The 14,772-nt window shown below is 72.0% G+C and carries 12 protein-coding genes; 7 read left to right on the plus strand and 5 right to left on the minus strand.

Annotation, left to right across the window (positions count from 1 at the left end; all coding sequences use genetic code 11):
- Nucleotides 1-8: 8 nt before the first annotated feature.
- Complete coding sequence (locus Aiant_RS04470) at nt 9-686, minus strand: phosphatase PAP2 family protein (protein ID WP_189331075.1); 678 nt, start codon at nt 684-686, stop codon at nt 9-11.
- 128 nt (nt 687-814) lie between these two features.
- Nucleotides 815-1,447 (minus strand): NAD(P)H-dependent oxidoreductase, encoded by a 633-nt coding sequence (locus Aiant_RS04475; RefSeq protein ID WP_189331076.1) that lies wholly within the window; start codon nt 1,445-1,447, stop codon nt 815-817.
- 141 nt (nt 1,448-1,588) lie between these two features.
- Between Aiant_RS04475 and Aiant_RS04480 the strand changes: the two genes are divergently transcribed.
- Nucleotides 1,589-2,101, plus strand: a complete 513-nt coding sequence (locus Aiant_RS04480) for a MarR family winged helix-turn-helix transcriptional regulator (RefSeq protein ID WP_189331077.1) — start codon at nt 1,589-1,591, stop codon at nt 2,099-2,101.
- A gap of 63 nt (nt 2,102-2,164) precedes the next feature.
- Here the strand turns inward: Aiant_RS04480 and Aiant_RS04485 are convergent, their stop codons facing one another.
- Nucleotides 2,165-3,907: a methyl-accepting chemotaxis protein gene (locus tag Aiant_RS04485; RefSeq protein WP_212846951.1), complete on the minus strand. Its 1,743-nt coding sequence runs from the start codon at nt 3,905-3,907 to the stop codon at nt 2,165-2,167.
- A 62-nt stretch (nt 3,908-3,969) separates the two neighbouring features.
- Between Aiant_RS04485 and Aiant_RS04490 the strand changes: the two genes are divergently transcribed.
- Nucleotides 3,970-5,589, plus strand: coding sequence for an isovaleryl-CoA dehydrogenase (locus Aiant_RS04490; protein ID WP_189331078.1), 1,620 nt, complete (start codon nt 3,970-3,972; stop codon nt 5,587-5,589).
- A gap of 109 nt (nt 5,590-5,698) precedes the next feature.
- On the opposite strand, the gene Aiant_RS04495 is transcribed toward Aiant_RS04490, so the two are convergent.
- A complete protein-coding gene (locus tag Aiant_RS04495; protein ID WP_229830086.1) occupies nt 5,699-6,895 on the minus strand; it encodes an MFS transporter in 1,197 nt (398 codons plus the stop codon).
- Nucleotides 6,896-6,986: 91 nt separating this feature from the next.
- Here Aiant_RS04495 and Aiant_RS04500 point away from each other — a divergent pair, with 91 nt between their 5' ends.
- Both Aiant_RS04500 and Aiant_RS04505 read left to right on the plus strand, forming a co-directional pair.
- Nucleotides 6,987-7,859 (plus strand): LysR family transcriptional regulator, encoded by an 873-nt coding sequence (locus tag Aiant_RS04500; RefSeq protein WP_189331079.1) that lies wholly within the window; start codon nt 6,987-6,989, stop codon nt 7,857-7,859.
- A 48-nt stretch (nt 7,860-7,907) separates the two neighbouring features.
- Complete coding sequence (locus Aiant_RS04505; RefSeq protein ID WP_229830088.1) at nt 7,908-10,121, plus strand: putative bifunctional diguanylate cyclase/phosphodiesterase; 2,214 nt, start codon at nt 7,908-7,910, stop codon at nt 10,119-10,121.
- Here Aiant_RS04505 and Aiant_RS04510 read toward each other — a convergent pair.
- Nucleotides 10,104-11,552 (minus strand): ATP-binding protein, encoded by a 1,449-nt coding sequence (locus Aiant_RS04510; RefSeq protein ID WP_189331080.1) that lies wholly within the window; start codon nt 11,550-11,552, stop codon nt 10,104-10,106. The genes Aiant_RS04505 and Aiant_RS04510 overlap by 18 nt on opposite strands.
- Before the next feature lie 196 nt (nt 11,553-11,748).
- Here Aiant_RS04510 and Aiant_RS04515 point away from each other — a divergent pair, with 196 nt between their 5' ends.
- The 3 genes from Aiant_RS04515 (at nt 11,749) to Aiant_RS04525 (ending at nt 14,612) form a co-directional block, all read left to right on the plus strand.
- Nucleotides 11,749-13,269 carry a M28 family metallopeptidase gene (locus Aiant_RS04515; protein WP_245006644.1) on the plus strand — a complete coding sequence of 507 codons (1,521 nt, stop codon included), beginning with the start codon at nt 11,749-11,751 and terminating at the stop codon, nt 13,267-13,269.
- A 67-nt stretch (nt 13,270-13,336) separates the two neighbouring features.
- Nucleotides 13,337-13,828 carry a PH domain-containing protein gene (locus Aiant_RS04520; protein WP_189331082.1) on the plus strand — a complete coding sequence of 164 codons (492 nt, stop codon included), beginning with the start codon at nt 13,337-13,339 and terminating at the stop codon, nt 13,826-13,828.
- Nucleotides 13,809-14,612, plus strand: coding sequence for a class I SAM-dependent methyltransferase (locus Aiant_RS04525; protein WP_189331083.1), 804 nt, complete (start codon nt 13,809-13,811; stop codon nt 14,610-14,612). The genes Aiant_RS04520 and Aiant_RS04525 overlap by 20 nt, the downstream gene beginning before the upstream one ends.
- Nucleotides 14,613-14,772: the final 160 nt, after the last annotated feature.

Below are 14,772 nucleotides of genomic sequence, written 5' to 3' on the forward strand. Positions count from 1 at the left end.
GCGCCCTTCTACCCGATCGCGCGCTCCCGCACACGCCTGCCCTGGAACACCGCCACGGTGACCGCCGGCACCGTCACCCCGAGCAGCAGCCCGGCCACCACGTCACTGGTCCAGTGCACCCCCAGCGCCACCCGGCTGTACGCGGTCATCACCGGCAGCAGCACCCCGGCCGCGCACAGCGCCACGCGTCTTCCCCGCCCGCGCATCCGCGGCAGCAGCACCAGCAGGAACACGGCCGCCCCGAGCGCCGCGTTGAGCGCATGCCCGGACGGGAAGGAGAAGCCGGTGGCCCGGGCCACCGGATCGAGCAGGTCCGGCCGATGACGGCCGAAGAGCAATTTGAGTACGCCACCAAGCACGCCACCCGCGGCCATCGTCACCGCCACCCACCAGGCGAGCACGACCTCGTCACGCCGCGCCAGCCAGATCACCAGCACCAGCGCGGCCAGCCGCCACGCGTTCGGCGTGAAGGCGAGACTCCACCAGTCCATCGCCTCCACCCAGCCGGGGTGCGCGATCGCATAGACGTGCAGCGTGTCGGTCACGTCGTTGTCGAGCTCCCGCAGCCCGTCCGACTTCCCCACGATCAGCGCCGCGATCACCCCGAACGGCACGAGCAGCCCGATCGCCAGCCCCGCCGCCGCGGTCGTCCGCACCCCCAGGGAGACCTTCCGCTCCGTCCGCATGGCCCGCATATACCCAGCCTCCACCGCGCGATACGCGGCGGCGCCGGATCTGCCCGCGACGCAGAATGTGCCCGCGACGCACGTGAGGCCCGGCCGCCGTGGCGGCCGGGCCTCACGTCAGCTCAGCGTCAGCGCGCGGCAAACGTGCGGCCGGCCTCGGCCGCCGCGGTGTGCGCGGCTTCCTTCATCGCCGCGGCGGTCTCCTTGAACGGGTCGAGTGCCGGGTTCACGCCGACCAGGGTGAACTCGCGCTCGATCAGGGTGAGGTCGGCGCCCCAGATGTCGGCGACGACGCGGCGCAGGTAGTCCGTGTTGTGGTCCCAGCCATCGCGCGGGGTGCCCGGGCCGTAGGAGCCACCGCGGGTGGTGACCAGGATGACCGGCTTGCCGTCGAGCAGCTTCTCGCCCTGCGAGCCACCGGCCATGGCCAGGTCGAACCAGGTCTTGACGTGCTGCGAGACGCCGTAGTTGTAGAACGGCAGGGCGAGGATCGCGCCGTCCGAGTCACGCAGCTCGGCGGCCAGTTCGTTGGCGAGCGCGAGGGCCCGGCTCTGCGCGTCGGTGCGGTCGGCCTCGGGGAGCCAGCCGGCCTGCACGGCGTGCTGCCAGGCGTCCGACGGCAGCGGCTGGTTGCCGATGTGCCGACGGACGATCTTGGTGTCCGGCGCGGTCTCGAGCCAGGCAGCCTCGGCGATGTCGGCGAGGGCGCTGCTCGCGGAGTGCGGGCCCTGAATGCTGGCGTCGATACGAAGAATGCTCATCGGTACTGCTCCTGTAGCTGTCGGACTTGAACCGTCAACTCAAGGTAGGTCGCCATGACTTGAACCGTCAAGTCGTGGAGTTGACGATTCAAGTCAGATGGATCACTGGGAGAGTGGCTGCCGCACGCTAAGGTTGTCGCCATGACGACCGAGCAGCCGCAGGCCGACGAGCCGCGCTGGCTCGAGGCCGAGGAGACGGCCACCTGGCTGGCCATGATCAAGATGATCACCCGGCTGCCGGCCGCTCTCGACGCCGACCTCCAGCACAACTCCGGCCTCTCCTTCTTCGAGTATCAGGTTCTCGCCGGCCTCTCCATGCAGCCCGACCGCCGGCGCCGGATGAGCGATCTGGCCGAGTTCAGCGCCTGCTCGCTGTCCCGGCTCTCGCACACCGCCCGCCGGCTGGAGTCCAAGGGCTGGCTCTATCGGGAGCCCGACCCCGCCGACGGGCGTTACACCCTGGCCGTGCTCACCGACGCCGGCTGGGACAAGGTGGTGGCCACCGCGCCCGGCCACGTCGCCGGGGTGCGCCGGATGCTGATCGACGCGCTCACCCCGACGCAGTACAAGCAGTTGCGCCAGATCAGCGAGCGGGTCAACGACGCGATCGGCAACGAGCCCTGCACCGGCGCGCACGCCCGGCCGGTCTGCTGAGGCGGGACGCCGCCGCGGGCGTACCGTCAAGCGACGGACCGCAAGCGAAGCGGACCGCAGGTCTCAGAAGAGCTCCGCGTCGGTCTCCTTGCGGTCGCCGAGGTTCTCGATCTGGCTGATCGCCGTCTGCACCTGGTTCACCAGGCCGCTGATGCTGTGCTGCTGTCCGTCGGCGACCGCGCGGACCTGCTCGATCGCCGATCGCACGCTGCCGATCGTGTCGGTCATGGTGGCCACCGCCCGGGACACGTCGGTGGCCGAGGTGGTCAGCGCGCCGAGCGTGGCGGTGATCCGCTCGGTGCTCTCCGCGGTGTTGTCGGCCAGTTTGCGCACCTCGTCGGCGACCACCGCGAAGCCGAGACCGGCCTCGCCGGCCCGGGCCGCCTCGATCGTCGCGTTGAGCGCCAGCATCCGGGTCTCCCCCGCGATCGACGCGATCATCTTCACCATCTCGCTGGTGGCCGGCAGGCTGACGCTGAGCGCCTCGGCCGCCCGGTCGGCCTGGGTGGCGTGCTCGGCCATCTGCTCGGTGGCCCCGTGCGCGGTGGCCGCGCCGGCGTTGATGTCGTGCACCGAGGCGCGCACCGCGTCCACCTCGCGCACCGCGTCGCTGAGCTGGTACGCCACACTCCCGATGATCTGGTTCGACTCGGCCTGCACCCGCTGGAGCGCGTCCTGGCGCTCCTGCTCCTGCACGGCCAGCTGCTCGGTCCGCTCCCGCTCCTGGCGCGCGTGGGACTCGGCCAGGTCCCGCTCGTTGCGCTCCAGCGCGCCGAGCATGTCGTTGATCGAGTCGCCGAGCCGGTCGAGGTCGGGCAGGCCGGTCCGGGGCACCCGGGTGTGCAGGTCACCAGACTTCATGATCCGCTCGACGGCCTTCTGGAGTGGCCGCACGTGGGCGCCGACCCCGCCCCGGATGATCCGGCCGGCCGCGACCTTGAGAATGATCATGGCGGCCAGCAGGATCACGCCGATCAGCAGCAGGGTCTGCTCGGCCAGCGCCCGGATCGGCCGATCGACCAGCACCTCCAGGGTGAACGAGGCCCCGTCCACACCGGTGAACGTGCAGTCCACCGCCTCCAGGTCGCCGACCACCGCGGTGGTCACCACCATCGCGCCGAACGAGCCGGTCAGGTCGGGATGCCGTTTGCCCTCCCGGGGCGCCGGCCGGAGCGCCAGGTTGTCCCCGGTCTGCCCGCTGAGGTCGGCGAGCGCGGCCGCGTCCAGCGCCCGGAACAGCAGGATCCCGCCCGAGGGGTTGCCGGGGCTGCCCGCGTCCGGGTAGGCGGGAAAGCCGCAGAACTCGGTCGGGGTTCCGGTCACGCTGGTCACCCCGCAGACGCCGGCGCCGGCCTTGCCGTCCGGGGCGAACAGCCCGCGCAGCGTCGCCGGGTCGCGCAGCGCGCTGGGCAGCGGCGCGTACGCCGACCCGTCGATCGCCCCGCCCACCTTCACGTTGCCGGCGAGGTCGGTGCCGATCGCGGCGGTCATGCCGTAACGCGGACCGAGCACCGACGCCGGCAGGTCGATCTCCCAGCTCTTCCGGTCGCCGCGCCGGATGTCGTCGTAGGAGGCGGTCCAGATCGAGTTGGTCAGGCCGAAGTCGCTGAGCCGCTGCAACTGCGACTCGACGGCGACCCGCAGTTCCTCCGCCTCGCTGAGGTTCTCGCGCTGCTCCAGGTTGTCGAACGCGCGGGTGGTGATCACCCAGAGCGGCACGAACGTGACCAGCAGAATCGCCGCGATCAGGCTCAGCAGGGGCAGCCGGCCGGGCACGCGCAGCCAGCCGAGGAACCGGTGGATCACGACACCACGTTAGGCACTTCGCATACCTCCTGCTCGCGGTTACCGTGGAGTAGGGTGCGGGCGTGACGCACGAGGTGTTCAACCAGCCGCCGCCCCTGACCGGCTACGACGTGGCCGAGGACGCCGCGCTCACCGCGGCGCTGGAGCGTGAGGGCGCCGGCTGGGCCGCGGCCGATCTGCACAAGCTCGGGCTGCGGGCGGGCAGCGAGGAGACGCAGCGCTGGGCCGACGAGGCGAATCGGTACGAGCCGCGGCTGCTCCCGGTCGACCGTTACGGTCACCGCCTCGACGAGGTCGACTTTCATCCGTCGTGGCATCGGCTGATGGATGTGGCGGTGTCCGAGGGGCTGGCCGGCGCGGCGTGGGCCGATCCGCGGCCGGGGGCGCATGTGGCCCGGGCCGCCGGGTTCTTCGTGTGGGCGCAGCCGGAGGCCGGGCATGGGTGCCCGATTTCGATGACCTATGCGGTGGTCCCCGCGCTGCGTGACAACCCTGCCCTGAGAGAGCGGTTCGAGCCCCTGCTCACCAGCCGTTCCTACGACCCCGGCCTGCGCGTTCCCGCCGAAAAGCGCGGCCTGCTCGCCGGTATGGGGATGACGGAGAAGCAAGGCGGTTCGGACGTCCGCGCCAACACGACAAACGCCGTTTTCTCCGCTGAGACTGGGACATATCGCCTGACCGGGCACAAGTGGTTCACCAGCGCTCCGATGTGTGACGTCTTCCTGGTCCTGGCTCAAGCCCCGGGCGGTCTCTCCTGCTTCCTGGTCCCCCGCATCCTGCCGGACGGCACCCGCAACACCTTCCGCATCCAGCGCCTCAAGGACAAGCTCGGCAACCGCAGCAACGCCTCCAGCGAACCGGAGTTCGACAACACCGTCGCCTGGCTGGTCGGCGACGAGGGCCAGGGCGTCCGGACGATCATCGAGATGGTGTCGATGACCCGGCTGGACTGCGTGATCGGCTCCGCGTCCGGGATGCGCGCCGCCCTGGTCCAGGCGATCCACCACGCCCGGCACCGGTCCGCGTTCGGCGGCCCGCTGATCGGCAAGCCGGCCATGCGCAACGTGCTGGCCGACCTGGCGGTCGAGTCGGAGGCGGCGACCGTGCTGGCGATGCGGCTGGCCGGCGCGGTCGACCGGGCGTTCCGCGGCGATCAGGGTGAGCAGGCGTTCCGGCGGCTGGCCATCCCGGTCGGCAAGTTCTGGGTGTGCAAGCGGCAGCCGGCCGTGGTCGGCGAGGCTTTGGAGTGCCTGGGCGGCAACGGGTACGTGGAGGACTCCGGGCTGCCCCGGCTCTATCGGGACGCGCCGCTCAACTCGATCTGGGAGGGCTCCGGGAACGTGCAGGCGCTCGACGTGCTGCGGGCGCTGCACCGGTCGCCGGAGAGTCTGGAGGCGTTCCTGGCCGAGGCCGGCGCCGCCGACGGCGCCGACCGGCGCCTCGACCAGGCGGTGCGCGAGCTGCGCGATCAGCTCGCGGACCAGAGCGATCTCGAGGTACGCGCGCGCCGCATCGTCGAGCGGATGGCCCTGGTGCTTCAGGGGTCGTTGCTGGTCCGGCACGCCCCGGCCGCCGTGGCCGACGCGTTCTGCGCGAGCCGGCTCGGCGGGGACTGGGGGCACACGTTCGGCACCCTGCCGGCCGGGGTGGACACCGCGGCGATCATCGAGCGAGCCTTCTAGGGCCGGCCCTGCCGATCAAGCGAGTGCGAGGCGAGGTCCAGGTGGTGGCTGGCGTCGGCCGCGGAAAGCCCGCATACCGGTGTTGTATGGGGGCTTTCCGCGGACGCCGTCAGGCGCCACCTGGGCCACGCCGCAGCCCCGCTTGATCGGCAGGGCCGGCCCTGGGCAGCAGGAGCGGGGTGGCCAGCAGGAGCAGACCGGCCGCCCCGATCGCGAGGCGCGGGCCGGTGACGGCGGCCAGCCCGCCCCACAGCGCGGTCAGCACGGCGACGGTGGCGTTGTTGCTCACCGACCAGGCGGACAGCGTGCGGGCCACCCGGTCCGCCGGGGTCCGGTTGAGCCGCCACGTGGCGAACACCGGGTTGAACACACCCATGCAGGTGACCAGGCCGAACTGGACGGCCAGGACCAGGACCAGCCCGGCCGGACCGGGTCCGACGAAGGCCAGGCCGATCGACCAGCACGCGCGCAGGGTTCCCGCGGTGAGCAGGACCCGGTGCTCGCCGAACCGGGTGACCAGCGGGCCGGCCAGGCGGGAGCCGAGCAGGCCGCCGAGGCACGGGAGGCCGAAGGCGAGACCGTACTGCCAAGGGGTGAAGCCGAGCGGGCCGAGCATCAGCACGGCCAGCAGCGGCGCGGTCGCCAGGATCAGGCCGTTGACCAGGACCGTGTTGCCGAACATCGGGCGGGTGAGCAGGTAGTGCCAGCCGACGCGGGGCAGTTTGCCGCCGGTCCCGGCCCGGCGCGGCTCGTCGCCGCCGATCGCGCGCAGGCTGGCCGCCGAGAGCAGGTAGCTGACCGCGTCCGCCAGCACCGTGGTGACCGGGCCGAACAGGCCGATCGCCGCGTTGCCGAGCGGTGGTCCCAGCACGGTGGCGGTCCAGGCGGTGGCCTCGAAGCGCCCGTTGACGACGAGCAGGTCCGCCGGTGGGACCAGGAACTTCAGGTACGCGCCGCTGGCCGCGCGGAAGGCGATGCCGGCGGCCGCCATCACGACCGACACAACCAGGAGTTGTGCAAACGAGAGACAGCCAAGGGTGTACGCGGCGGGGACACTGGCCAGCGCGGCGCAGCGCAGCAGGTCCATCCCGATCATCACCGGCCGCTTGCGGCGCACCTCCACCCAGGGGCCGAGCGGCGCGGCGACCACCGCTCCCACCGCCAGGCCGGCGGCGGACAGCAAGGACACCTCAACCGGTCCGGCGTGCAGGGCGAGGATCGCGATCAGGGGAAACGCGTCGAACCCGAGCCACGTGCCGAACACACTGACGCCGAACGACAACCACAGCAACCCACGTTCTCTCACGACGGAGATCCAAGCAACCCCGAGGCCCGGCGATCAAACAACCGCAGCCGCCCGGCATACAACGGATGGTTGTACAGGTAGGCTCGCTGCCGTGGATCTCGAAGCGGTGCGCACCTTCGTCACGGCGGCCGGGGCGGGCCAGTTCCAGGAGGCCGCCGCCGACCTGGCGATCACCCAGCAGGCGGTCTCCAAGCGCATCGCCGCCCTGGAGCGGCACCTGGGCGTCCGCCTGTTCACCCGCACCCCGCGCGGCGCCGAGCTGACCATCGACGGGCAGGCGTTCCTGCCGCACGCGCGGGAGCTGCTCCGGGCCGCCGAGCGCGCCGCCGAGTCGGTACGCCCCGGTCGCCGCCCGCTGCGCGTCGACGTGATCGCCTCCCGGCTCGCCACCACCGGCCTGCTGCGCGACTTCCACCGGGCACACCCCGGGATCGACCTCGACGTGATGAAGCTGTTCGACATCGCGACCGCCCTCGCCGCCCTGCGGTCCGGCGCGATCGACGCGACGTTCCGGGCGGTCACCACCGGCCTGCCCGAGGGGATCACCTCGATCCGGGTGCTCGACGAGCCCCTTCAGCTCCTGGTCGGACCCGGCCACCGGCTGGCCCCGGCCGCCTCGGTGACCCTCGCCCAGCTGGCCGGCCACCGGATCTGGATGCCCGGCCTCGCGCCCGGCACCGAGTGGACCGCGTTCTACGACCGGCTCGCCGCCGACCACGGCCTCACCATCGAGGCGACCGGGCCCAACCTCGGCGCCGACGCGCTGCTCGACACCGTCGCCGACACGCCGGCGCTGGCCACCTTCATCGGCGCGCGGACCCGCTTGATCTGGCCGGACGGGCATGGGCTGCGCCGCATCCCGGTGGTCGGCCCGACGCCGGTGTACCCGCACTCGCTGCTCTGGCACCGGGACAACCCGCACCCGGCGCTCGCCCTGCTGCGGGAGCACCTCGCTCCCGCCTGACAACCCGGGCCATGCTCAATTCGGCTCGTTCCCCGACGATGTCCAGGCGTGCGGAACGGACGGGTACGGCCCTGGGCCGGGTGGCTGGTGCCGGCGGTGATCGCCGCCCTCTGCTTCCCGCTGATCCCGGACGACTCCCTGCCGGCCAAGATCTACGCGAACACGATCGGCACCGCGTCGGTGCTGATGATGGTGCTGGGCATCCTGCGCAACCGGCCGGAACACCGCGGGGCGTGGCTGACCTTCGCCGCCGGGATGGCGATCTTCGTAGCCGGCGACATCGCGTACGACGTGCTCGAGTACCGGCTCGGCGAGTACCCGTACCCGTCGTACCCCGACGCGATCTACCTGTGCGCGTACCCGTTCCTGGTCATCGGCATGGCGCGGCTGGGCCGCGGCGGCGGTGAACGCGACCGTGGCGGCCTGCTCGACACCGCGGTGATCGCCACCGGGATCAGCCTGATCTACTGGGTCTTCGTGATCGGGCCGGTCCTGGCGGACGCCGGCTCCCCGGTCCTGGACCGGCTGATGACGATCGCCTACCCGTTCGCCGACGTGCTGCTCACCGCGGCGGTCGCCCGGACGCTGACCCGGGCGGAGAACCGGACGCCCAGCCTGCGGCTGCTGACCGTCGGCTCCGGCCTGATGCTCACCTGCGACCTGGTCTACACGACGATGTCGAGCACCGCCGAGTACACCGGCGGCCTGTTCGACTCGGGTTTCCAGATCGCCTACGTCTGCTGGGCCGCCGCCACGCTGCACCCGAGCATGCGCCGGCGCCCGCAGGCCGTCACCGGCGCCCGCCGGGTCGGTGGCCGCCGGCTCGCCGCCCTGGCCGCCTGCTCGCTGCTCGCGCCCGGCCTGCTGGTCCTGGAGGGCTTCCGCGACCCGGCGAACATCGCCTGGGGCGGCATCGCCGGCGGGGCGGTCGTGCTGTTCCTGCTGGTGCTGAGCCGCACGTGGGGACTCGTGAAGCAGGTGCAGCGGCAGGCCGGCCGCCTCGAGGACCTGGCCATGCACGACGAGCTGACCGGGCTGGCCAACCGGCGCGGCTTCGAGCGCCGGCTCACCGCCGCGCTCGCCGGCGGCACGCCGCACGTGCTGCTGCTCGACCTGAACGGCTTCAAGACGGTCAACGACCGGTTCGGGCACGCGGTCGGCGACGAGCTGCTCGTGGTGCTCGCGCACCGGATCGCCGAGGCGCTGCCGGACGGGGCGCTGGTGGCCCGGATGGGCGGCGACGAGTTCGCCGTGCTGCTGCCCGGCGCCGGCTGTGCCGACGCGCTGGCGGAGCGGCTGCACACCGCGATCCACCTGCCGGCCCGCGCCGGTGGTCAGGACCTGCTGGTCGGCGCGAGCATCGGGATCGCCGACCCGGCCGGGGTGGCCGACCCCGGCGAGGTGCTGCGCCGCGCCGACGTGGCGATGTACGCGGCCAAGGCGGCCGGTGGCCGGCACCACCGGTGGTACACCGTCGAGCTGGACTCCCAGGCCGGCGAGGAGGCCCGGCTCGGCGCCGACCTGCGTGCCGCCCTGGACACCGGCCAGTTCCACCTGGTCTACCAGCCGATCGTGGCGCTGCCCGGCGGCGAGGTGCAGGCGGTGGAGAGCCTGATCCGCTGGCAGCACCCGGAGCGCGGGTTCGTCAGCCCGGTCGACTTCATCCCGGTCGCCGAGCGCAACGGCCTGATCACCGAGCTGGGCACGTGGATCCTGCGGACCGCGTGCGAGCAGTTCCGCACCTGGCAGGAGCGGGGCGTCGCGCCCCTGCACGTCGGCGTGAACGTGTCGGCCCGGCAGCTGGCCGAGCCGGGATTCGCCGAGACGGTGGCGGCGGTGCTGGCCGAGACCGGCATGGACCCGCACCGGCTGGTCGTCGAGATCACCGAGACCGCGGTGTTCGGCGGCGGGGCCGCCGTGCGGGCGGTGCACGCGTTGCACGCGCTCGGCATCGCGATCGCGCTGGACGACTTCGGCACCGGGCACTCGTCGCTCGGCATCCTCCAGGCCGTGCCGGTGCGGATCCTCAAGGTCGACAAGTCATTCGTGGAGAACGTGACTGTTTCGGATCGGCACGCGGTGATCGCCTCGTCGCTCATCCAGCTGACCGCCGGACTCGGCCTGGTCGCGGTCGCCGAGGGCGTGGAGACCGCGGAGCAGGCCGCCGAGCTGTACCGGCTCGGGTACCGGCGGGCGCAGGGTTACCACTTCGGCCGGCCCGCCGCCGACCCGTTCGCCGTCGTGTCACACGCTGCCGCGTAGGTTGCGGACCTCGGCGATCAGCTCCTCCTGGGAGATCGGCTCGACCAGGCCGCCGGTCCGGGCGTCCTGCATCGCCTTGGTCATCTGCACCCGGCGCAGCACCTCCTTGATGTCCGCGCCGGTCATCCCGGTGCTGGCCACCCCGAGCGCGGCCAGGTCCAGATCGTCGGCGAACATCCGGAACCCGCCCCGCTCGTGCGCCGCGACGAGCCCCTCGATCATCTTGCGGAAGATCTCGGCCCGGCTCGCCTCGTCCGGTTTCGGCACGCTGAGCTTGACGTCGAAGCGCCCGGAACGGATCAGCGACTCGTCGACCCGGTGCGGGAAGTTCGTGGTGGCCACCACGATCACGTTCGGGTTCTCCTCGATCAGGTCGTTCATCTCCTGCTTGAAGATCCCGGCGACCGCGTTGAGCGCCTGGCTGGCCGCGTCCCCGCCGGCCCCGGCGTAGCTGACGATCGAGTCGAACTCGTCGAACAGCATCAGCGTCGGCACCCGGTAGCGCCGGGCGTCGCGGAAGATCTGCTTGATGTTGCGTTCCGAGCCGCCCAGCCACTTGTCCAGGATCTCCGGGGTGCGGATCTCCCGGAAGTCCGCGCCGATCTCGTTCGCCAAGGCCCGGGACAGCATGGTCTTGCCGGTGCCGGGCGGGCCGTACATCAGGATGCCCTGCGGGCGGCGCGCGCCCCAGCGGGCCATCGCCTCCGGGTGCCGGAACGACACCGCGATCTGCCGCAGCTCCGCGACGATGGCGGTCAGGCCGCCGACCATGTCGAGGGTGACGCCCTGGGTGGTGACCGGGGCCGGCGGCGGGGTGGCCTCCCGGCTGAAGACATAGCGCCGGCCGTGCAGCGCCTCCGGGCCGGCCAGCTCGGTGACCGCCTGGAGGGTCAGCGTCACGAAGGCGCGCAGGTGGTTGGCGGTCACCTCGTCGCGCGGCACCTCGGCGCGCAGCCGGACGACGTCGCCGTCGTCCTCCCTGGCCACGTCGGCCTGGAGGCCGACACCCGCGTCCGCGAGGACTCCCGGTTCGCGGTGGGCCGCCGGGTTCGCCGTCTTGTCGAAACCCAATTTCTTGTACGCCGCCGCGGCCGCCGTGCCGACGCCGTCGACGAACCGGGTGGCCACCGGGTCCCCCTCGGCGATCCGCTTGGACAGCAGCGCGCCGATCGGGTCCCGCCCGAGGACCAGCTTGCGCATCCGGTCGGTGGTCATCTCCTCCGCGCCGGCGTGGATCCGGGCGATGAACACGTGCACCGCGCCGACCGGATTGTCCACGCTGGACACGGTCACCTCGACGCGCTGGACCGGGAGCGGCCACTGCGCGGCGTGCACCAGCTCGACCGGGTTCACCCGAGCCGCGGCCAGGGCGGTATTCGCATCGATGATCTCCACTGTGGCGCCCGCGTACTCGAAGATCTCGCCGCCCATAACGTTTCCTCCGCTTCCGGATTTTCCCCTTACCGGCTTTTCCCAGAGTGACACGGCGACGCTTCCACACACCCATTCACTTCAGTTAATCTGCGGAAGCTGATCACCCTCGATGCCGTGGGCGCGGCCGGCGACCCCGGCGGCAGTTCACGGCCGTCGCGATCGTCGATTGTGGAGGAACTCCGTGCGTAAACGCATGATCGCCGTTCCACTCGCCGCCGCTCTCGTCATTACCCAGATGCCGCAGCCGGCATCCGCGGTGGATGAGATCAACACGAAGAAACTGCGTGACGCGGTCACCGTCTCCGGGATCCTCGGGCACGAACGCGTGCTCCAGCGGATCGCCACGCAGAACGGCGGGACTCGCGCCTCCGGCACGCCAGGCTTCGCGGCCAGCGCCGCGTACGTCACCAGCGTGCTGAAGAAGGCCGGCTACAAGGTCACCGAGCAGAAGTTCACCTTCCCGTTCTACCGCGAGCTCGCCCCGGCCCAGCTCAACCAGGTGTCGCCGACGCCGACCACCTACGAGACGGTCACTTACGACTACTCGGCCAGCGGGAACGTCACCGGCCGCGTGGTGGCCGCGCTCAACAACGTCCTGCCGCCGACCCCGACGCCCAGCTCCACCGCCGGGTGCGCGGCGACCGACTTCGCGCCGGCGTCCACGACCGCGCCGGAGGTCGCGCTGATCCAGCGCGGCGGCTGCGACTTCGCGGTCAAGGCCGCGAACGCGGCGGCCGCCGGGTACGACGCGGCGATCATCTTCAACGAGGGCCAGCCGGGCCGGACCGACCTGTTCACCGGCACGCTCGGCGGGCCGGGCGCGATCCCGGTGGTCGGGCTGAGCTTCGCCGACGGCAGCGCCCTCGCCCAGCAGGTGGCGGCCGGCACCGTGACGATCCACGTGCAGACCAGCACCGAGGTCAACGCGGCCGCCACGACCAGCAACATCATCGCGGACACCCGCGACGGTGACCCGAACAAGGTGCTGGTCGTCGGCGCCCACCTCGACTCGGTGGTCGACGGCCCGGGCATCAACGACAACGGCAGCGGCACGGCCCAGAACCTGGAGATCGCCGTCCAGCTGGCCAAGCTGAAGATCAAGCCGCGGCAGAAGGTCCGGTTCGCCTTCTGGGGCGCCGAGGAGGCCGGTCTGCTCGGCTCCGAGCACTACGTGGCGAACCTGAGCGACACCGAGCTCACCACGATCTACGCCAACCTGAACTTCGACATGGTCGCCTCGCCGAACTACGTCCGCTTCGTCTACGACGGGGACGGCTCCGACACCGGCGCCTCCGGACCGTACGGCTCCGACCAGATCGAGGGGCTGTTCAACAAGTACTTCGCCGACCAGGGGCTGGCCACCGACCCGACCGCGTTCGACGGGCGCAGCGACTACGGCCCGTTCATCCTGGCCGGCATCCCGGCGGGTGGCCTGTTCAGCGGCGCCGAGGGCGAGAAGACGCCGGAGCAGGCCGCGGTCTACGGCGGCACGGCCGGCGCGCCGTACGACTCGTGCTACCACCAGGCCTGCGACGACATCAACAACCTCAACCCGCAGGCGCTGTCGGAGCTGAGCGACGCCGCCGCGCACGCGGTGCTGACGCTGGCCAAGACCAAGACCGGCTTCTACCCGGACGGCAGCCTGCGCGCCGCGGCACGCTCGGCCGCCGCGTCGAAGCAGCTGCCCTACAAGGGCGACCACGCGGTCCGCTGATCCATCGGCCCCGGTCCTCGCCGCGGCGGGGACCGGGGTCTGGCCGGCGTGCGGCAGAATGCCCCGCATGCGGGTCTACCGGCACTACTCATGGATCTTCGTCGCGATCAGCGTGATCCTGACGGCCTCGGTGGCCGGCGGGCTGGTCCAGACCCTCGGCACGCTGAGCGTCGACGCGGTCTGCAAGGCCGCGTTCCTGCTGATGATCTATGTGGTGCTGGAGGCGCTGCCGTTCGTGGCGCTGCGCTGGAAGACGGTGGTCGACGACGAGGCGGTCACCCAGCACTGGTTCCTGAACACCTACCGCATCCCGCTCGCGGAGATCACCGGTGTGGAGCGGGACGCCGGGTTCGCCCGCTGGTTCCTGCGGCTGCGCACCGGGGAGAAGAGCTTCGAGGTCCTGCCCTGCTACGTCTACCAGCGGCCGGGCGGTCCGCTGGGCGCCAAGCCGCCGCGCAAGCTGCTGGCGTTGCAGACCGACATCGATCAGCGGCGGAAAATCGGTCGCCCGGTGTCGTCACCGCCGCGAGGATGCGGTCATGGATCAAGCCACGAATGAGATCGTGACCTTCTACCAGGACCGCTACGAGGAGGCATCTCGGCTGGAGCGACGGCCGCAGTCGCGGCTGGAGCGGATCCGCACCCTCGAACTGCTGCGCGAGATGCTGCCGCCCGCGCCCGCCACGGTCCTCGACGTGGGTGGCGGTCCCGGCGCCTATGCCCGGGAGCTGCTCGCCGACGGATATCACGTCCGGCTGGTCGACCTCGTCCCCGGTCACGTGGCGCAGGCCCGGGCGGGTGATCCGCCGATCGACGCGGTCGTCGGCGACGCCCGGTCGTTGCCCGAGCCGGACTCCTCACAGGACGCCACCCTGCTCCTCGGCCCGCTCTACCACCTGCAAGACGCTGCCGACCGGGTGCGGGCGCTGCGCGAGGCGATCCGGGTGACCCGTCCCGGCGGCCCGATCCTGGCCGCGGCGATCAGCCGCTTCGCCGGGCCGGTCGACCTGCTGGCCTCGGCCCGCTTCGGCGACCACGTGCTCGCCGACGCGGAACGCCTGCTCGGCACCGGTGTGAACGACCCCGCCATCGGCTTCACCCACGCCTACTTCCACCGGGTCGCCGAGCTGACCGCGGAGTGCCGGGAGGCCGGCCTGGCCGACGTGGTGATCCACGGCATCGAGGGTCCCGGCTGGTCGGCGGCGGAGGCGGCCCTGCACGGCCCGCACGCGGAGGCGACGTTCGACGGCGCGTTGCGACTCGCCCGCCTGCTCAGCGCCGATCCCGACGTGGTCGCGGCCAGTGCCCATCTCCTGGTCACCGCCACCGCCCCGGACCGCTGACCGGCTCCCGGCCCGCTTCGGGTCAATCTCCGACATCCTGGTGTACGACTCGGAGCCGGCGTGGCGGCCGGCTCGCGAGGCCGCGGCCGCCGCACGACCGCCACGCGTGTCGTGCGGGTCCGCTGCTCCTCACCGGCCACCCCGCACCCCCGGCGCACCC

The sequence above is a fragment of the Actinoplanes ianthinogenes genome (assembly GCF_018324205.1).
Taxonomy (GTDB): domain Bacteria; phylum Actinomycetota; class Actinomycetes; order Mycobacteriales; family Micromonosporaceae; genus Actinoplanes; species Actinoplanes ianthinogenes.